The 18,639-nt window shown below is 59.5% G+C and carries 20 protein-coding genes; 8 read left to right on the plus strand and 12 right to left on the minus strand.

The features are described from left to right. Positions 1 to 64: 64 nt before the first annotated feature. Positions 65 to 1,501 carry a coniferyl aldehyde dehydrogenase gene (locus tag HF931_RS16255; RefSeq protein ID WP_273241116.1) on the minus strand — a complete coding sequence of 479 codons (1,437 nt, stop codon included), beginning with the start codon at positions 1,499 to 1,501 and terminating at the stop codon, positions 65 to 67. A gap of 146 nt (positions 1,502 to 1,647) precedes the next feature. Here HF931_RS16255 and HF931_RS16260 point away from each other — a divergent pair, with 146 nt between their 5' ends. The 3 genes from HF931_RS16260 to HF931_RS16270 all read left to right on the plus strand — a co-directional run bounded on the left by HF931_RS16260 (position 1,648) and on the right by HF931_RS16270 (position 3,531). Next, on the plus strand, positions 1,648 to 2,445 hold the full coding sequence (locus HF931_RS16260; protein WP_273241118.1) for an enoyl-CoA hydratase/isomerase: 798 nt from the start codon (positions 1,648 to 1,650) through the stop codon (positions 2,443 to 2,445). A gap of 91 nt (positions 2,446 to 2,536) precedes the next feature. Next, on the plus strand, positions 2,537 to 3,031 hold the full coding sequence (locus tag HF931_RS16265; protein ID WP_273013968.1) for a DUF3291 domain-containing protein: 495 nt from the start codon (positions 2,537 to 2,539) through the stop codon (positions 3,029 to 3,031). Continuing rightward, the gene (locus tag HF931_RS16270) at positions 3,031 to 3,531 is read left to right on the plus strand and encodes a SixA phosphatase family protein (protein WP_273241120.1); all 501 of its coding nucleotides are present in this window, start codon (positions 3,031 to 3,033) and stop codon (positions 3,529 to 3,531) included. Before HF931_RS16265 ends, HF931_RS16270 begins: the two co-directional genes overlap by 1 nt. A gap of 4 nt (positions 3,532 to 3,535) precedes the next feature. Here HF931_RS16270 and HF931_RS16275 read toward each other — a convergent pair whose 3' ends face one another. The 4 genes from HF931_RS16275 to HF931_RS16290 are packed head-to-tail and all read right to left on the minus strand — an operon-like array spanning position 3,536 to position 6,729. Next, positions 3,536 to 3,796, minus strand: coding sequence for a DUF3253 domain-containing protein (locus HF931_RS16275; RefSeq protein WP_273241122.1), 261 nt, complete (start codon positions 3,794 to 3,796; stop codon positions 3,536 to 3,538). Further along, a complete protein-coding gene (locus tag HF931_RS16280) occupies positions 3,793 to 5,028 on the minus strand; it encodes a serine hydrolase domain-containing protein (RefSeq protein WP_273241124.1) in 1,236 nt (411 codons plus the stop codon). Before HF931_RS16280 ends, HF931_RS16275 begins: the two co-directional genes overlap by 4 nt. Continuing rightward, a complete protein-coding gene (locus tag HF931_RS16285) occupies positions 5,028 to 5,561 on the minus strand; it encodes a hypothetical protein (RefSeq protein ID WP_273241126.1) in 534 nt (177 codons plus the stop codon). The genes HF931_RS16280 and HF931_RS16285 overlap by 1 nt, the downstream gene beginning before the upstream one ends. A 7-nt stretch (positions 5,562 to 5,568) precedes the next feature. Next, on the minus strand, positions 5,569 to 6,729 hold the full coding sequence (locus tag HF931_RS16290) for an acyl-CoA dehydrogenase family protein (RefSeq protein ID WP_273241128.1): 1,161 nt from the start codon (positions 6,727 to 6,729) through the stop codon (positions 5,569 to 5,571). Between the two features lie 110 nt (positions 6,730 to 6,839). On the opposite strand from HF931_RS16290, the gene HF931_RS16295 reads away from it, so the two are divergent. After that, positions 6,840 to 7,268: a PaaI family thioesterase gene (locus tag HF931_RS16295; protein WP_273241130.1), complete on the plus strand. Its 429-nt coding sequence runs from the start codon at positions 6,840 to 6,842 to the stop codon at positions 7,266 to 7,268. After that, positions 7,265 to 8,053 (plus strand): SDR family NAD(P)-dependent oxidoreductase, encoded by a 789-nt coding sequence (locus tag HF931_RS16300; RefSeq protein ID WP_273241132.1) that lies wholly within the window; start codon positions 7,265 to 7,267, stop codon positions 8,051 to 8,053. The genes HF931_RS16295 and HF931_RS16300 overlap by 4 nt, the downstream gene beginning before the upstream one ends. On the opposite strand, the gene HF931_RS16305 is transcribed toward HF931_RS16300, so the two are convergent. The 3 genes from HF931_RS16305 to HF931_RS16315 form a co-directional block, all read right to left on the minus strand. Further along, positions 8,050 to 8,664, minus strand: a complete 615-nt coding sequence (locus tag HF931_RS16305) for a glutathione S-transferase family protein (protein ID WP_273241134.1) — start codon at positions 8,662 to 8,664, stop codon at positions 8,050 to 8,052. The two genes, HF931_RS16300 and HF931_RS16305, sit on opposite strands and share 4 nt — an antisense overlap. An 11-nt stretch (positions 8,665 to 8,675) precedes the next feature. Further along, positions 8,676 to 10,694 (minus strand): TonB-dependent receptor, encoded by a 2,019-nt coding sequence (locus HF931_RS16310; protein WP_273241136.1) that lies wholly within the window; start codon positions 10,692 to 10,694, stop codon positions 8,676 to 8,678. 73 nt (positions 10,695 to 10,767) lie between these two features. Then, positions 10,768 to 12,213, minus strand: coding sequence for a NupC/NupG family nucleoside CNT transporter (locus tag HF931_RS16315; protein WP_273241137.1), 1,446 nt, complete (start codon positions 12,211 to 12,213; stop codon positions 10,768 to 10,770). A gap of 276 nt (positions 12,214 to 12,489) precedes the next feature. Here HF931_RS16315 and HF931_RS16320 point away from each other — a divergent pair, with 276 nt between their 5' ends. After that, positions 12,490 to 12,975, plus strand: coding sequence for a CinA family protein (locus HF931_RS16320; RefSeq protein ID WP_273241139.1), 486 nt, complete (start codon positions 12,490 to 12,492; stop codon positions 12,973 to 12,975). Position 12,976: 1 nt separating this feature from the next. Here HF931_RS16320 and HF931_RS16325 read toward each other — a convergent pair whose 3' ends face one another. Continuing rightward, positions 12,977 to 13,345, minus strand: a complete 369-nt coding sequence (locus tag HF931_RS16325; protein WP_273241141.1) for a VOC family protein — start codon at positions 13,343 to 13,345, stop codon at positions 12,977 to 12,979. A 152-nt stretch (positions 13,346 to 13,497) separates the two neighbouring features. Between HF931_RS16325 and HF931_RS16330 the strand changes: the two genes are divergently transcribed. Then, entirely contained in the window at positions 13,498 to 14,418 is a 921-nt protein-coding gene (locus HF931_RS16330; RefSeq protein ID WP_035552836.1) for an SDR family NAD(P)-dependent oxidoreductase, read from the plus strand. A 61-nt stretch (positions 14,419 to 14,479) separates the two neighbouring features. Beyond that, on the plus strand, positions 14,480 to 14,890 hold the full coding sequence (locus HF931_RS16335; protein ID WP_273241143.1) for a Kazal-type serine protease inhibitor family protein: 411 nt from the start codon (positions 14,480 to 14,482) through the stop codon (positions 14,888 to 14,890). A gap of 40 nt (positions 14,891 to 14,930) precedes the next feature. Here HF931_RS16335 and HF931_RS16340 read toward each other — a convergent pair whose 3' ends face one another. The 3 genes from HF931_RS16340 to HF931_RS16350 all read right to left on the minus strand — a co-directional run bounded on the left by HF931_RS16340 (position 14,931) and on the right by HF931_RS16350 (position 18,507). Beyond that, positions 14,931 to 15,527: an HD domain-containing protein gene (locus tag HF931_RS16340; protein WP_273241145.1), complete on the minus strand. Its 597-nt coding sequence runs from the start codon at positions 15,525 to 15,527 to the stop codon at positions 14,931 to 14,933. A gap of 114 nt (positions 15,528 to 15,641) precedes the next feature. After that, positions 15,642 to 16,721: a hypothetical protein gene (locus HF931_RS16345; protein WP_273014783.1), complete on the minus strand. Its 1,080-nt coding sequence runs from the start codon at positions 16,719 to 16,721 to the stop codon at positions 15,642 to 15,644. Positions 16,722 to 17,118: 397 nt separating this feature from the next. After that, positions 17,119 to 18,507: a metallophosphoesterase family protein gene (locus tag HF931_RS16350; RefSeq protein WP_273241147.1), complete on the minus strand. Its 1,389-nt coding sequence runs from the start codon at positions 18,505 to 18,507 to the stop codon at positions 17,119 to 17,121. Positions 18,508 to 18,639: the final 132 nt, after the last annotated feature.

Genomic DNA, 18,639 nt, shown 5'->3' on the forward strand with positions numbered 1-18,639 from the left:
ACCGCACGGAAAAAAGCCCGTCAGTCTTTCCTGACGGGCTTTTCTTTTGTCGTTTCGTAGACGTCTAACGCTTGATACGGCCTTTGACCTGGCCCCGGAACTTGTCGCCATAGGGGGGGCGCATCATGGCCAGCATCTCACTGCCGGTCTGCGTGTAGACGGCCTTCTTGTGGCTGAACTCCATGAAGCCATCGAGACCATGATAGCTGCCCATACCGGATGGTCCGACGCCACCAAAAGGCAGGTCTTCCTGCGCGACATGGAAAATCACGTCATTCACAGTCACGCCGCCAGAGGTCGTATTATTCAGCACAAAGTCTTTTTCGCTGGCATCCTCGCCAAAATAGTAGAGGCCTAGCGGACGGTCATGTGAGTTGATGTAGTTCACCGCATCTTTCGTTTCGCCGTAGGACTTGATCGGCAGGATAGGTCCGAAGATCTCATCCTGCATCACTTTCAGATCATCGCTTGGGTCAACAATGATGTGCGGCGGGATCTTGTGATGCGGCTGCTGGGAGAAATTCTCCCCAGTCGGATTGATTTCTATCACCTCAGCGCCCTTGTCGCGGGCTTCCTCGATATAGGACATGATCCGGTCATAATGACGTTGGTTCACAACGGACGTATAATCGTCATTATCTTTCAGACCGGTTGGAAACATCGTTTCGACAGCCTTGGTCGCTGCGCCCACGAATTCCTTGGTTTTTTCCTGAGGCACAAAGGCATAGTCCGGTGCCAGACAGATTTGACCGGCATTCAGCGTCTTGCCCGCCATGATACGGCTGGCGGCCTTCTGCATATCCGCAGACCGGCCAAGTACAACTGGGCTCTTGCCGCCAAGTTCCAACGTCAGTGGCACGAGATTGTCCGCCGCTGCGCGCATGACGTGGTGCGCTATAGAGGTCGCGCCGGTGAAGATCATGTGGTCGAAAGCGAGCTTGGAAAATTCCGCGCCAATTTCAGGCCCGCCGGTTACGACCGCAACTTCCTCCTCATCATAATACTGCGCAAGGAGCGACTTCATCAATTCAGAGGTCGCTTCAATGAACTCTGACGGCTTGATCATTGCGCGGTTACCCGCCGCGAATACGCCGGCTAGCGGCGCAAAGGTCAGGTTAACCGGGAAATTCCAGGGACTGATCACCCCGATCACACCCTTGGGCTGGTACTGGATATAGGCTTTGGAGCCAAGCAGGCCGAGCGGGAACTCCACCTTGCGCTTTTCCGGCTTCATCCATTTGGCGAGATTCTTCTTCGAGAATTTGAGCGCACCAATAGACCCGGCAATATCCGTCAGCGCCGATTGATCGACAGACCGGTGTCCGAAATCCTCGCGCATCGCTTCTGCCAGCGCATCGCCGTGGGTAACGAGCAAGTCGATGGATTTGTCGATCCACTCGATCCGCTTCGCAGCGCTCGGAATGCCATCGCGAATGTGCGCGGCTTTCTGGCGGCTAAGAATTGAACTCATGCCGGAACCGGCAGCGCTATCGAGAGCCATTTGTTTTCCTCCGAGGCGTTTCCTCCGTAAAGTGTAACGCGCATTGAGCGTTGAACAAAATAAAAAACATTTCCGCTGGGTCAGGCGTTCACGCGAGCGGGGCTAGGCCATAGGATGACAAAAAACATCCACCGGGAGCGAAATGCATGGCCTACACGAAGATTTCCTACGAGTTGAAAGGCGACATCGCCATCATCAGTTTCAACGACCCGTCGACGCTGAATGCGTGCGGCGTCGACACAGCACAGGAAATGCTGCACGCATTTGAAGTCGCGGCGGATGAGGCGCGCTGCACCATACTGACAGGCGCTGGCCGTGGGTTCTGTTCAGGCGCGAATCTCGGCCCCGGCCAATTGGGCGTACAGCTCAGCCATGAAGGGTCCAAGCCAGATGCCGGTCGCGCGCTGACTACGCACTACAATCCACTTATGCAAGCCATACGCGAACATCCGCACCCGGTTATTTCCGCTGTGAATGGGCCTGCCGCAGGTGTTGGCTGCTCTCTGGCGCTCGCTGGTGATATCGTACTTTGTGCGGAAAGCGCCTATTTCCTGCAAGCATTCCGCCGCATCGGCCTGGTACCGGATGGCGGGTCAACCTGGCTGCTGGCGCGCACCATTGGCCGCGTCCGCGCCATGGAAATGGCCTTGTTTGGCGACAAGGTTCCGGCCGAAAAAGCGCTGGAATGGGGCATGGTGAACCGAATTGTCGCTGATGACGCACTCATGTCCACAGCGATGGAAATGGCTGAAAAGCTTGCCACGGGGCCAACAATTGCCCTGTCTCTTGCGCGTGACCTGATCTGGAAAGCCTGCGAGTCCGACTTTGACGAAGCGATCTATGATGAACGCATTGCGCAGAGGACTGCGGGGCGCACGGATGATTTCAAGGAAGGCGTCAGCGCATTCCTTCAGAAGCGCCCCGCCGAGTTCAAAGGCAAGTAATTCACAAGGTTTTAAGGACGATTCTGAATTCGCTTAAGAATTGTGAAACGGCTTTGTCTTAATCCCGTCAACATTGGATGGGGACAATTCGATGGCCGACGAGTATCGTTTGATACACTTCAATTGCGCGCGCCCCCTGGGCGCGTTCACGATGGAGAACGAGTTCGTTCGGGTCTTCATGGCGATTTTGCCGCGCATATTTTCGGATGCAGATTCCTTCGAAGGTATGCACTGGCACACCCACGGTATTCGCCGCCCGAATGGTGAGTGGTACGGCATGGAACTCGCGTTCCCATACCCGGCTGAACTCGCGGCCCCTGATGTCTGCACGATGGCGGGCTGGAAGTCCGTCGAGGCGCTGCGCGAATTCACCTATAATGGCCGCACGCACCCCCCCGGCATGAGGCGTTTGTCGAGCCAACTGGATCGGAGCGCTGGAGCGGGCTTTGTCCTGTGGTGGGCAAAGCGGGGTGAGCGCTTCACGTTGCAGGATGGCTGGGACCGATTGCAATCGCTCCGACAGAACGGCCCAACTGAAGATGCGTTCTCTCTGGAACGTCCAGTAGCCAAACCGGAAGCAGCCTGATGCTGTCGCGACGCGTCGCTCTGGCCATGATCGCCTTTGCGACGCTGGCAGCCTGCGCTTCAACCCCGGAGCCTGACGCCCAGACGATTTATCTCGTCCGCCACGCAGAGAAAGCCAGCGGGCAGGACCCTCACCTGACAATTGTCGGCCGGGCCCGCGCGGAGATTCTGGCTGCCGAACTGGCTGACGCAAACCTTTCCGCTATCTACTCCACAGATACCAATCGCACCCGCGAAACCGCCGCGCCCACGGCAAATGCGTACGGCCTGACGGTTCTCCCTTACGACGCAAGCAATCTGGACACGTTCGCGAACATGCTGCGCGCGACGCCCGGCAGCATCCTTGTGGTCGGCCATTCCAATACGACGCCGGAGCTTGTGAAAGCGCTCGGCGGCAAGCCCGGCGCGCCGATTGTCGAAGCTACGGAGTATGACCGGCTCTACGTACTGACCGCCAATGGCCGCCGCTACCGCACGGAGCTGCGCCGCTACGGCAACTGACCGGTCAGGCTGCCGGCAATCCCAACCGATAAACGCCCTTGAACGTATCCGGATCTTCGACCGGTTTGCCCTTGCGATAGATCAGAACGATGCCCGCCTTGTGCAGGCGTACGGCTTCAGCCCGCACATCCTTCAGCACACGCTGGAAGTTCTTTTCGCTGACGGCCTTCGCCGCAATCTCCGGCGCAACCGTCTTGCCCGCGCCACAGGCCGCCGTCACGGCCAGAATCGCGTCGCGGACTGGGTTGGAATGCTCCTCACTCACCAGTCCACCGCCGCATAGACAAGTTGTTGCAGCTGAGGCCGGATCGGATAGGTGCCTGACGGCATCATCTGGGTCGCCTGAATGGCGATCATCTCTTCAACCGGGTCAATCCAGAAGAAAGTGGAGGCAAGACCACCCCAGCTGAAATTACCGTGGCTGGAGGGCTGCATGCTTGCCACCGGATCAACCAGTACAGAGCCGCCAAGCCCGAACCCGTTGCCTTCCATGCGAGCCTCGGAAAACGTCTTGTCACCCATCGCCTTGATGGTCTGACCATTGGGCAAATGGTTCTGGCGCATGAACTCCCACGTCTTGGGGCTGATGATGCGCGCGCCATCCAGCGTGCCGCCCCGCATCAGCATCAGGCAAAACCGGTGATAGTCCCGCACGGTAGAGGCAAGTCCGCCGCCCGCATTCAGCAGTTTCGGGCGCTTGCTGTAGAGCTTCGACTCCTTGCCCGCCGCATCGGCCAGGGTGATCTCTCCGCTGATCGGATGCTTGCTGTAGCAAACCATCAGCCGGTCAATCTTGTTTTCAGGTACCCAGAAATCGGTATCATCCATACCGAGCGGTCCAAAAATCCGCTCCCGGAAGAACTCGTCCAGTGGTTGCCCGGATACAATCTCGACCACCGCACCAAGCACATCAATCGAATGTCCATAGCCCCATTGCGTTCCAGGGGAGAAGGCCAGCGGCAGCTTCGCAATCCGCTGGCTCATTTCCAGCAGGGTCTCGGTCGGCGCGCCGATCTTTTCCTTGCGATAAATCGCGTCCGGCTCATCCTGCATCAGGAAGCCATAGGTAATCCCGGATGTGTGCGTGAACAGGTCCAGCAGGGTCATGGCCCGGTCTGGCGCGCGCGTCGTGTAGTCCTCACGATTGCCGCTATCGAACACCTGCACGTCCGCAAATTCCGGAATGTAACGGGCAACTTCATGATCCAGCCTCAGCTTGCCTTCCTCGAACAGCATCATCGCCGCCAGGGATGTGACCGGCTTGGTCATCGAATAGATTCGGAAGATCGTATGCGGACCGATTGGCTCACCTTCGCCGATATGGGTCGTGCCGGAATAATCCTCCAGCGCCACTTCGCCGCCACGAGAAACCAGTGTCGCCACACAGGGCAGCTTGCCCGTGTCGATATAGTTGCTCTGGAAATACTCCGGAATGGCCTCCAGCCGCTCGGCATTCAGCCCAACCTCATGCGGGTCTGTAGGGTCGTGTTCGAACATCAGGCTTCCTCCGCCATAGTTGTTTCGTAGCTGTCTTTGAGTATGTCGAACATTGAAAGATCCTGGGCAAGTTCATGTTCGCCATCGAATGCCGCAATTGCTCCGAACATGTACGTGAGATCGCCAGCGTATTCACCCTTTACCCAGTCCCCCCTGGGAGAGCTCAACAACTCCATCGCCATGTTCCGTGCTTTCCCCAGAGCTTCAAAGTAAGCATCTTTGAGATCAACCGGAATCTCCGGGCGCGCTTCACCACGCGCGCCTTCAATCCAACCACAAAGATAGACCAGCCACACTTTCTCTGCCGGACTTCTGCACTCTGCGATCCGGATCAGGTGCGGTACAGCTGCGTAGGAGGCCGTACCCGGATCACCCTGATGGTAGATGGCCGCCGCGATTGATTCCAGAAGGGAGTCCGGCGTCCACTCGATAACGTCGAGCATTTCGAGCGCTCGTAGTTTTTCCGGCATGTCTTCCGCACTCCCATAGACGTGGAACAATTGCGTCCATCTTGGTGAATCGAGCGGAAGCATAGGTGGCTTACAATCTCCCTGCCTTCGCGGCGCGGGCCAGTTCCCGCGCGATGATCACCTGCTGGATCTGGCTGGTGCCTTCATACAGGCGGAAGATGCGCACATCGCGATAGAAGCGCTCGATGCCATAGTCGGAGACATAACCCGCGCCGCCGAATACCTGCACTGCGCGATCCGCAACCCGGCCACACGCCTCGGTGGCGAACAATTTCGTCGATGAGGCGAGCAGGGTGACATCCTCACCGGCATCGCGCCGACGCGCTGCATCCATGATCATGCATTCGGCCGCATAGGTTTCGGCCTGGCTGTCGGCAATCATGGCCTGGATCATCTGGTGCTGCATGATCGGCTTTCCGAACTGCTGCCGCTCCAATGCATAGTTTACCATTTCGCGGATCAGGCGCTTGGAGACGCCGGTTGCAACGGCGGAGATATGCAGGCGTCCCTTGTCCAGCACGCTCATCGCCACTTTGAAGCCTTCGCCCTCGCCCGCGATCATGTTCTCGGCAGGCACACGCGCATCCTCGAAGATCACATCACAGATATGCGCGCCCTGCTGGCCCATTTTCTTTTCAGGAACGCCCACCGTTACGCCCGGTGTATCGCGCTCCACAATGAAGGCCGAAACGCCCTTCGGGCCCGGCGTATCCGGATCCGTCCGCGCCATGACCGTAAAAAGGTCTGCCTTGTTCGCATTGGTGATGTAGCGCTTGGTGCCATTCAGCACATAATGGTCGCCATCACGGATGGCCTTGGTCGTCAGGCTGCCAGCATCCGATCCGGCCTCCGGTTCGGTCAACGCGAAGCTGGCGATCAGGTCGCCAGAGGCAATACCCGGCAGCCATCTTTCCTTCTGTTCATCCGTTCCGAACAAGACGAGCGCCTGGCTGCCGATACCGATATTCGTGCCCGCCACGCTACGGAAAGCAGGGGATGTCTCGCCCAGCTCCATCGCAACCAGTGCCTCGGTCTCCATATCCAGGGCCAGACCGCCAAACTCTTCCGGCACCGCGATGCCGAACAGGCCGAGATTCTTCATCTCGTCGACGATTTCCTGTGGTACTTCGTCTTCCTCGCCGACCTTGGCCTCGATCGGCACGCACTTCTCGGTCACAAAGCGGCGGACCTGCTCGATCAGCGCCGCGCGGATTTCGGCATCGAATGCCATACCATTTCCTCCGGTGAATATTCTTGCCAGACCAATCTATGCCCCAACGGCACGCTTGTCGAAGGGTGACTGTGCGGTATCGTGCCCCACAAAAACAGCAGGGAGGCGGAATGACCGCACATACAGTGGAATCCGGGGAATTTGCCGGCTGGCAGACTTGGCCCGACGAACCCTTTGAACACGACGCCGCAGGGCCATTCTATTTCAAGTTTGACAATCAAGGCCCCGTCGCCGCGTTTCGCGCCGAACGCAAGCATATGAATGCGGGCGGCGTCATGCATGGCGGCTGCCTGATGTCGTTCGCGGACTTTTCCCTGTTCGCTATCGCCCATGACGGCATGGAGGGCGAATATGGCGTGACCGTCGCTTTCACATCCGAGTTTCTCGATGGCGCCCTTGAAGGCGAATACATGGAAGCGCGCGGAGACGTACTGCGTCGCGGCCGATCCCTGACATTCGTCCGGGGCATCATCACGGCCAATGGTCGCCCCGTCCTGAATTTCTCCGGAACGATCAAGAAGCGAAAGAAAAAGACATGAGCAACCTACCCTATCAGGATTTGTCCCGCTCTATCGACGGCAAGACCGCGCTGATCACCGGCGCTGCCAGCGGCATGGGCCGCGCCACCGCCCACCTTTTTGCCCGGCAGGGGGCCAATGTCGCCGTCACGGACCTGAAGCAGGAGAACGTTGACGTCGTGGTTCAGGAAATCCGCGACGCTGGCTTTTCCAATGTTCATGGCTGGGCGCTGGATGTGAGCGACGCTGACGCGATCAAACGCGTTGTCGATGAAGTTGCCGCGCATTTCGGCGGCCTGGAAATCCTGGTCAACAATGCCGGATTTGCCCTTCCGGCAGATATTGCCGAGGAGAGCTATGAGGATAGTTGGGGCCCGAGCATCAATGTCATGCTCACCTCACACCAGCGCGCCATCCGCGCAGCACTTCCACACATGCGCAAGGCTGGCTTCGGCCGCATCGTGAACATTGCATCCACCGAAGGGCTTGGCGCGACGCCGGGCAATTCGCCCTATGTCGCCGCCAAGCATGGCGTCATCGGCCTGACCCGCGGCCTTGCCGTAGATCTTGGCCGCGAAGGCATCACGGTGAACTGCATCTGCCCCGGCCCGATCCACACCGGCATCACCGAAGGCATCAAGGACGAGCACAAGGAAATCTACGCCAAGCGCCGCGTGCCGCTGCGCCGGTATGGCATCCCGGAAGAAGTTGCCAACATGACCCTGTCGCTCGTCCTGCCAGCCGCCAGCTTCCTGACCGGGGTACACATCCCGGTCGATGGCGGCCTGACGATCAAGAACGCCTAACCGGCAAAACCCCGCGCTTTCATGGCGTCGTACCAGCGGCCGAGATTCTCGTGCTCCTTGTGCGGCGCCCATTTCATCACTCGGCAGAATCCGCAGGTGATGAACAGGGTTATGTCCGCAATCGAGAAGCGGTCCGCCGCCAAAAATTCATGCTGAGCCAGATGCTTTTCGATTCGCTGGGCCATCTTGCGCGCGGCCTTTTCCCCCTTCGCGGCAGACTCGGCGCTCTGCGGCACTTCCAGCGGCGCCATCATCTCATGCGCGTTCCGGAACCATGTGGCGAACTGAACGAAGAACATCATCTCCACACGGCGATCCCACATCTCGATCAGCGCCTTTTCCTTGGCGTCTGATCCCATCAAATTGGGCTCAGGGAAGAGGTTTTCGAAATAGGTGCAGATCGCACGGCTCTCGGTGATCTTCGTGCCATCGTCCAGCACCAGCGCCGGAACCTGCGCGAAGGGCGAGACGTCACGGTATTCCTTCGTCTTGTGCTCCTGCTTCATGATGGAGACTTCTTCCAGCTCCACAGCATCGAGCTTGCCCTTGGCGCGCAAGAAAAAAGTCACCCGGTCCGGGTTCGGAGCGTTTGGCGTATGGTAAAGTTTCATTGGTTTCCTCCCTAGAATTTCTTTCTCATGCCCAGCGTCGCATTGATTGGCTCGCCGGGGAAGTATCTGTCATTGCCAAAGGCGAGGTCGGCCCGGTCAGCGTAGCGCTCATCAGTCAGATTGCGCACGATCAGGAACACTTCGGCTGCCTCAGCAAACACCCATGCGCCGCGCGCGCCAAGCACTGTGTGACCGGGATAGACTGTGGTGTTGGCCGGGTCGACAAAATACTCGCCGACATGATCCACATTCAGGGACAGCTTGATCGCCTCCGTCGCCTGCCAGTCGAGCGAGACATTTGCCAGCCATTCCGGGGCCGTGTCGATCTCGTTTCCGTCCCGGATGGTTTCCGTACCCGAACTGGTGATCCGGTCGAACGTATAGGTCTGGTCTGACCAGCTTGCCGATCCGGAAACACTGAATGCGGTGGTCAGTTCCAAAGCCGCCGAGGCTTCGACTCCCGCATGCTCGGTCGATCCATTGGGAACATTCAACCCGTCGCTATCGCGGAAGAAGAAATTCTCCTTCTCCATCCAGTAGGCAGCCACATCATAGACCAACCGGCCATCAAGCGCACTGCCCCGCGCGCCAATCTCGAAACTGTCCAGCGTCTCTTCTTCGACCTCACCGGCTACTTGCAGGCTTTGCAGGCGATAGAGATCAGACGCCTGAGGTGCACGCTCGCCCCGCGCATAATTCGCATAAAGATCGGTTGCGTCGGCCACAGACCAGATCAAGCCCAGCTTCGGCGTCAGCAGGTCAAAATTATCCGTCCGGTCCGCTGGCACATTGAACCGGCCATTGATTCCGGGGGCGACATCCGTCGAATAATCGTATTCGTGGGTTTCCGCTCGCAGCCCCGCCAGCAGGCGCATATCATCCGTAAGCACATAGTCCAGTTCACCCCACAGCGCGCCGGTCAGCGTGTCGACGGTATAGTCATAGTGCTTGCCCTGTGGAAAACGTGCGTCGCCTGGGAAAAATCCGAACGGCTCCGGCTGGATTTCCTTCAGCCAGCCACTCGCCACATCCACATCCGCGCCGATCCGCCAGGTCACCGCCTCAGAGACCTCCCGCTGAAAGCGGGCCATGACGCCGCCGCCGGTCGAGCCATTCTTCTCGACGCCGCCATTCGGCAGGAAGTGCTGCGCAAAGATCATCGCCTGCGTGTGCGCATAAGGCGTCAGGGTCAACGTGCCGCCGCCCATTTCGCGGGAAAGCCGCGCCCCGGCGCGCGCCGACCAGGCATCGCGATAGGCCTCCGGGTTCGGATTGGATTTGGCTATGTCCTCATCCTTGTAGGCGTCGGCGCCCTGAATGAAGCCGGCCGTCTCCTGATTGAGGTTGGATGCGGTCAGCCACCCTGTCGTGTCCCAACCGCCCAGCGCCCAGTCTCCCACCACAGTCAGTTTCTGCTGGTCCATACCGGTATTGTCGCGCCAGCCTGTATCCTTCTGGATCGAGACTGCCGCTAGCCAATGCTCGCCCTGGTCCAGCGTCACATCAGTGCGCCATCGGCCGAGCGTGCCATAGCTTGCGACGGTCTCGCTGCCGGCGCCGACGTCCGGCAAGATGACATTCACCAGTCCGTGCACGGCATTGGAGCCATACTTCGCACTGCCCGGCCCACGCACGACCTCAATGGCGCTTGCCACTTCATGATGCGGCTCGAACAGCGAATTTACGTTTCCGAAGGCGGGCGAGCGCACCGGCACGCCATTCTCCATGATCAGGAAACTACCCTGCCCGGCCCCGCCGGTCAGCACGGGGCTGCGGATCGCAATCAGATGCTCCTGCCCGGAATTCATCTGGATGTTCACGCCGGGCAGCTTATTCAGGATTTCGGCTGGGTGGTCGGCGAGCGTGTCCGCTATCTCGGCATTGTCCAGAACGGCAAGGCTACCGGGATCGGTCTCCGCCCGGTCACCCCAGACATTGACCGGCTCCAGTCGTTCCTGTGCGGCTACCGGCATTGCAGCCGCCAAGGCAGCACCACTCGCGGCGAACACGCCTGCCCAAATTCGTCTCATTCTCATGTCTCGCACTCGTGCCAATCCCAGACCTGAAGTCTAGGCCTGACCGTGCGACAGGCGAGGGAAAAGATCAGCTGCCCGTGAACAATTGATATGGCAATGCGCCGACCACTGCGCCGGACAGACAAGTCGCCAGCGTGCCCGCCAGCAGGGTCCGCCAGGCCAGCGCCAGGAAATCGTCCCGCCGCGCTGGCTCCACAATGCTCAGGCCGCCGATCAGGATGCCCATCGAACCGAAATTGGCAAAGCCGCAAATGGCGTGCGCCGTGATCATGCGTGTGCGCGGGTCCATTGCGTCGCTTGGAACTTCGGCCAGTTGAAGGAAGGCGACAAATTCCGTCAACACGGTCTTGACCCCCATGAGAGAACCTGACTGCGCCGCCTCTCCCATCGGCACGCCGATCATGTACATCAACGGCGCGAAGAGCCAGCCGAGGATTTTCTCGATTGTGAGCCCATCTTCGCCTGCCCATTGCTGCAAGTAGTAGAAGGGCAGCAGCAAGATCTTTACGATCCACAGGATCAGCCAGGCGACCCCTTCAATCACAAATTCTACCGGCTCAAGCAGTCCGTTGAGATCCATGAAGTCAGCGGCATTGCTCGGCGAAAATTGAGACAGATTCCCCAATCCAGTGAGTGCGGCATTGACCAGCCACAGCAGGGCCAGCGCCGCGATCAGCATGGTCGTGATGTTCAGAACGATCTTCAGGCCGTCAGACGCGCCGGTCGAAAAGGCATCCATAGTCGAAGAATAGCTGAAATCCGGCTCTTTCATACGCTCGGTCGCGGGCGTCGTCTCGGGGACCAGACAGAGTGCAACAGCCACTGCCGCAGGGGCTGCCATGATGGAGGCGGTCAGCAATTGTGCCAGCGGATTTTCCATCTTGCCTTCGAGGAATGATCCATAAACGACCAGCACACTGCCAGCGATGGTCGCGAAGCCCGCCGTCATCATGATCAGCAATTCAGACCGGGTCATGCCCTTGATGTAGGGCCGGATCAGCACGGGCGCTTCGGTCATGCCCATGAATACGTTGGCGGACACAGCAAGAGACGTTGCCCCGCCAAGCCCCATCGCACGCTGGAAGATATAGGCAAAGCCATTCGTGATCCATTGAAGGATACGCCAGTGCCAGAGAATGGCGGATAGCGCAGCGACAACGATCACGATCGGCAGGATCTGGAAGAAGAACAGCGGCGGCGGCGAGCCATCCATCAATTGCTGCGCGGCCACATTGTCCCCGACATAGCCGAACACAAAACTCGTGCCGGCCCGCGTCGCATTCTGCAGGCCATCAACCACGTCATTGGCCTTGAACAGGATCGCACGCACGAAGGGAATGCCGAACAGGATGAGCGCGAATACGAATTGCATGATCGTTGCGCCGACGACCAGCTTGAACGGGAACAGCTTGCGCTTCTCCGACAAGACCCAGCACACGCCATAGATCAGGACGATGCCGATCAGTGCCCGCGCATTGTCCCAACCCCATTCATATCCCGCGATTGAAAGCATCCGCCGCTCCCTTTCCCCAAAGTGTCACATTCAGGCTTAGCCGCGCCGTGGCCGAAGGGGAAGCATTCTTGTGCGCTACCGGGTGCAACTCCCCGAGCCTGCCCATCCTTCGACTTCGCTCAGGATGAGCGCTGCAATCTGGCAGCAGGGTGCGGACTCATCCTGAGCGAAGTTGAAGGATGGGCGAAGTCGAAGCACAGGCGCGGGAGACCAGAGCCCGGCCCTCTCCCAACGTCCGGCTTGCGCCGCCCGATTGTGCCTGCTCAACTGCCCCGCATGGAAACGCTCATCCCCATCGCGCACGAAATTGCCGACAAGCTCATGACGCGCGGCGAAACCGTCGCCGTCTCGGAATCCTCGGCGGGCGGCCTGATCTCTGCCGCCCTGCTCGCCGTTCCTGGCGCGTCCCGCTACTATCGCGGTGGCGGCGTCATCTACACGCCGAAGGCTTTCAAGCATTTGCTGGACCTGACCCGCGAAGACCTTGGCGACATGCGCTCCTCAACGGAGCCCTATGCCCGCCTGCTTGCCAATACGATCCGCGGAAAGCTCGCCGCCGATTGGGGCATTTGCGAAACCGGCGCCTCCGGTCCGACTGGCAATGGCTATGGCGACGCAGCGGGCCATACCTGCGTAGCGGTGGTCGGCCCGAACCGGTTTGAAATCTCCACCACGCTGGAAACCGGCCTCACCGACCGCCCGGAGAACATGCGCCTCTTTGCGAAAGAGGCGCTCGAAGTCTTCCTGGCGGCGATAGGGTGACCTACCCCACCTTGCAGACACAGAGCTTGTTGCCGTCCGGGTCCCGGAAATAGGCGCCGTAGAAGGTTGGCATGCGCTCGCCCGGTTCGCCTTCGCATGTGCCGCCCAATTCCAACGCCTTCTTGTAGGCCCGGTCGACCATGTCGCGATCCTTGCATGAGAGCGCGGGCATGACACCATTTCCAACGGTCGCCGCCTCGCCATCATAGGGGCCACCAATCCCGATCATCGGCTGTCCGGGGCCCGTTGCGTAGAATTGCAGACGGTCATTGGCATAGACGCGCTGCCCGCCCAGTTCCCCGAGAACGGCATCGTAGAATTCCAGCGCCTGTTCCTTGTTGTTCGAGCCTAAAGTCACATAAGCCAGCATGGGTATCCTCCGTGGATGCGTCTTGGTGTTGACGAAACGCAATCATGCCGCGTCATTGCGCGCAAGAGGTGACCCTAGGGGCATGCTTGACGTTTACGTCAGCGTTTGGTCAGAGACTGGGGCAAACAGTCAAAGGAATGAGGAGTCTTCCCATGTCAGATATCCGTTTCGACGATCGCGTCGCCATTGTCACTGGTGCGGGTGGCGGTCTCGGCCGTTGTCATGCGCTGGAACTCGCCCGCCGCGGCGCAAAAGTGGTCGTGAATGACCTTGGCGGCTCATTGGACGGCACAGGCGGCAACTCCGAAGCGGCTGAAGCCGTTGTGAAGGAAATCGAAGCGCTCGGCGGCGAAGCCATCGCGAATGGCTCGTCTGTTTCCGACGAAGCTGGCGTAAAGAAGATGATCGATGACACGATGGCCAAATGGGGCCGTATCGACATCATCATCGCCAATGCCGGCATCCTGCGCGACAAATCCTTCTCCAAGATGACACAGGGCGACATCGACCTCGTGCTCGACGTTCACCTGCGCGGCACATTCATGCCGGTTCACGCAGCCTGGAACATCATGAAGGAGCAGAATTTCGGCCGCATCGTGGTCACCACCTCCTCGACCGGTCTCTATGGCAATTTCGGCCAGGCGAACTACGGCGCCGCCAAGCTCGGCGTGGTCGGCATGATGAACACGCTGAAGATCGAAGGCGCGAAAAACAACATCAAGATCAACGCAGTCTGCCCGATTGCGGCAACCCGCATGACGCAAGGCCTGATGCCAGATGAAGTGCTGGCCCAGCTGAAGCCTGAATATGTCACGCCGGGCGTGATGAATCTGGTGAAAGACGATGCCCCATCCGGCATGATCCTGTCCGCAGGCGCTGGCGCATTCTCCATGGCCCGCATCGTTGAGACCGAAGGCGTCTTTGTCGGCCAGGGCGAAGGCCTGTCCGCTGAAGCCGTCGCCGCGAAATGGGACCAGATCACTGATGTGGCCACCACGAAGCCGGCCTTCCAGTCTGGCGGTGAGCACGGCCAGAACATCTTCGCAGCCGTTGCAGCCGGCATGAAAGGCTAAGGCTCACGACTTGCCAAATACGCGATCGGGGCGCAGGGTTCTCTCGTGAAAGGAGACTCCCATGCGCCTCATCGCTCTTGTCCTGTCCGTGACCCTTCTCGCCGGCTGTGCCTGGTTCGAGAAGCCCCCGGAAGACCTGCCGCCCGTTGAGGCAGAAGCTCCGCCTCCCGCTCCAGAAGCGCCCGATGACGCGCCAACCCTGCCCCAAACCGCCGGGGTCGGTGAGACCTGTGGCGGCATCGCCGCCATTGCGTGCGAAGACGGCCTGTTCTGCAAAATGGAGGATGGCGCCTGCCGTAACATCGCGGACCCTGCGGGCGTCTGCTCCGAAGTCCGCCCGATGTGCACACGCGAATACCGCCCGGTCTGCGGCTGCGACGGCAAGACCTATGGCAATACATGCGAAGCCCACGCCGCCATGACCAGCGTCGCCAGTGAGGGCCCCTGCTTGCAGGAAACCGCGTCGGACTAGCGCTCGGGAACCAGCCCGAACACCTGATCCAGTTTCGGGCTTATTCCTGCATCGCCTTGAGATACATGGAATTTACCGGTCGCGAGAAGACGCGCTCCACCATTGGAACGAAAAATTCCAGCGGCTCGCTCTCATACTCCGGATCGAACGCAGCCTGATCATAGAGATGGCAGAATTGCGCGCAGTGCTCGTAGTGTGGGCTGTCCTTGAAATGCTCCCGCAAATTCCGGTCGAGGCCGATATGGTGGAAGAAGTAGTAGCCCTGGAACGCACCATGATTGGCGACCATCCAGTGATTGGCCTCTGACACGAACGGCTTCAGGATCGCAGCGGCCACATCCGGGTGATTATAGCTGCCCAGCGTGTCGCCGATATCATGCAGCAGCGCGCAGACGACATATTCCTCGTCCCGCCCGTCGCGGTGCGCGCGTGTCGCCGTTTGTAGCGAATGTTCAAGCCGGTCGACCGGGAATCCGCCAAAGTCCCCATCCAGCAAGCGAAGATGATCAAGCACGCGCTTGGCGAGGCCCTTGTTGAAGCTTTTCGAGTGCTCAACAATGATGTCCCAGTCTTCCTTCGTGCCTTCCAGCATTTCCCGGAATTTCGCGCGGTCGCCCATTTCGTGCCCGTCGGCCATGTCTGTCTCTCCCTTGTGTTTTACCGGAGACTACACCGATGACGCGCGCGTCACAAATGGAAACGCCCCCGGCCCTTTCGGACCGGAGGCGCGACTGCGACGCTTGCCAGACGCCTAGTCCCAGAGGGAGCCGAGCGCGAGACGTTCCCGCCATGTGTTGCGCGGCGGTACATGCGCTGGCCCACAATCTGGACAGACATGATTGTGCAGCCGATCCGCCAGCTTCCAGGCCGACTCGCCTGTCCGGATACCGGATGCCACCACAACATCGACCAGGCTCCGCAAATGGGCGTCACTCAGATCATCATTGTTCCGCAGCAAGGCTTCCGCCAATCGCCAGCCCGCTGCGTCCTGGCGCAGGGCCATGACCACAGGCGGACTGGACGATTTTCGCACTGCGTACACTGCCATCCGCCCCATTGCGAGATCGGCTGAGAAGTCTCGCAGACAGTTGCGAAACTCCAGGGCGATCTCGTTCAGGGCCTTGCGTGTCCGGACGGGCTTGAACCAGTCCGGCAGAGCGGGTGGCGCAAGCACGAGACCGAACTCGTCCGGCTGGAGTGCTTCGGCTGCCATATCGAACAAGGCCAGCGGGCTGGTTGCCCGGCTCCACCGTTGCACGATCCTGGCCGCTTCACCGCTGCCATGGATCTGCAGGGCAAGAGCATAAGCTTCCGCCAGATCCTCCACAGCCTCCGGTCGATGTGGCAAGTTCGCCAGAATGCCCGGCACACGAAGCGCGGCCGGAATCTTTGCGATCAGGCCCAAACGAGCCGCTTCAATCCGCGGCATATGCCGCAGGACTTTCACCGATTCCGGATCGGCAAACAGCTTCAGGAGATTGGCATAGGCCGCTGCATCCCAAAGAGTTTCTCCGATCCGCCCCAATGCTTTCATCAAACCACCGGGGGCCTCGCCACCCATCAGGATGCGAGCCAAATCCGCGTCGCGGGCGCGCTCCACCGCGTGAACAATGTCCACGCCATCATCGGCGGAACTGTTCCAGCGGCGCTCCAGCAGGATAGCCGCCGCGTGGCGACGCGCCGTGGGAAGGGTCAGGAACCCTCCGTGTGGCGCGGGCCAGAAACGGGCGATCCGTTCAGCGTGGAGCCCGGCCACATGGCCGAGCAAGGGCGTCGCTGCCGACGGCTTGCCAAACAGCAATACGCCAGCGCGGGTCATGGGCGCGCCCATGATCCACCTCCTTTCATACGATCCGCAAGCTGATCTCTTCAGCTCGGAATCATCGAAGTTCAGATATTGTCGATATCAGGAGGCGACCGGCCACTGCGCGGGCGCCGTTGATGGCACTCCCCGCATCTGCGAGGAGCTGCTTGTATTTCTACAATTTAGCTTCATCTCGTTTCTTCCGGTAAATACACCAAACCATCCGCTTACGAATGAATAGCTTGACAGGAATTGGGCGTATAAACCACGCTGCGACATGTTGTCAACCTTTGAGGCAAACAATTTGTTTCAGTGTGTGAACCACTTCCACAAGACCTGTCTGCGCGGCCACGACGGCGTCCTCGCGGCCGTGAAAGTCATCCGCTGACCGAACAAATGCCTTTCAGGGCAGTTCAGGCGATGATTAGTCCGCCACCACGCGGGCGCTTTGTTCGAACCGATCAACAAAATCGGAAAGCTCGATGACGAAATCATCTTCGTCATGGAATGCCTCATCCGAAAGGTGCGGCTGCTCGCGGGCCTTGTACCAGTCTGCATATTGCTCGGTTTCGCGGCTCAGCTTCCTGTAGTGGGTGGAATAGGTCTTCACGCGCATCAGTGGAGTCTCGCCATCGAACTCAAGGCGCATCAAACGCATCCATCCATCACCGATTCCAACGGGCCAGGCGGACTGCACACCCGCTTCAATCGCGGTCTGTCCCCGGTCCTGATAGTCCGCCAACACCTGCCAGACCTTGCGACCGGCGGCGTTGTCGTCCACACGCCACGCCTGTCCGTGCTGATGACCGCACAGAACGAGGAAGATCTGCTCATTCTGGCTGATCAGTTTTTCCCAGACCATCTGAGGCGAATTGTGGATTGGGTCGACCGCATGCCCGTCCACGATGGCGTTCGGTGCGCGCTCGCCATCCTGTCTCAAATAGTCATGCGTAGAAATGATCGTCGGCAAGCCGGGATAGGCCTCCATCACGGACGCAGCCCATGCCAGCGTATCGTTGGGGGGATCGAACTGAAGGCCGATATGCAGGAAGCGATACCCGCCCGCCTCGAAGACCTGCGCGCTATCGGCCCCGCCATCATGGCTGGAAACGTACCAGGGCTTGTCTTTGAAGAATTCGGTTTCGGCCCCGAACACGGACCGGAAATTCTCCAACCCGCCCGGATGAAGCACTCCCAGCGAGCCCGCCAGATCATTCATGTCGACTTCTGCAGGGCTCGTTGCCTTCGGCGGAAACTTCGCATCGGTCCACATCGCGTCGTAATCATGGTTGCCCGGAACGACAGAAAAGGGTGTCTTTCCCGCGATCAGGCTGAAGCCTTCATGGGCTTTCGGCATTTCCACGGTCAGGGTCTTGTCACTGGGGGCGAGGTGCGCGTTCATGATCGGGTTGGGAACAGACTTGAAGCCCCGCGCCGCATGCTCCGGGTCCATCGCCAGTGTCTGATGCTGCCAGACATCACCCAAAGAGGTAACAAAGGCGATATCACCGCCTTCGCTTTCCAGATTGTGGGCAATGTACTGCATTTGCTCCAGGAACAGCTCATTGGCGTCGAACGGAAAGCCCTCTGCCATCTGATGGGTGTAGTCCAGATAATTCTGAGTATCCGGCAAAACGGCAATCGTGAAACCAGAATCCTGCTCGGCCCCGGCATTGGCGACCTGCTTCGCCGGCGGCGTCGCGACGGTAACCCGCTCGGCTGGCGCAGGCGCGCTGCAGGCGGACAGCAAGATGGCTGAAGAGGCAATAAAAACCGCCGATGGCAGGCGAACAGATCGGGGCAGACGATTCATGAAGTGTCTCCGGCGCGGGTGAGAGTGCGAACCGCCCCTCGCCTACCTGCGCAGCATGACAGTTTCTTTGGTGCCCGCGCCCGAAAACGAAAAAACCCCGGACATTTCGGTCCGGCGGTCTGAATGGATCAC

It is taken from the genome of Hyphomonas atlantica corrig., from assembly GCF_017795365.1.
Lineage (GTDB): Bacteria > Pseudomonadota > Alphaproteobacteria > Caulobacterales > Hyphomonadaceae > Hyphomonas > Hyphomonas atlantica.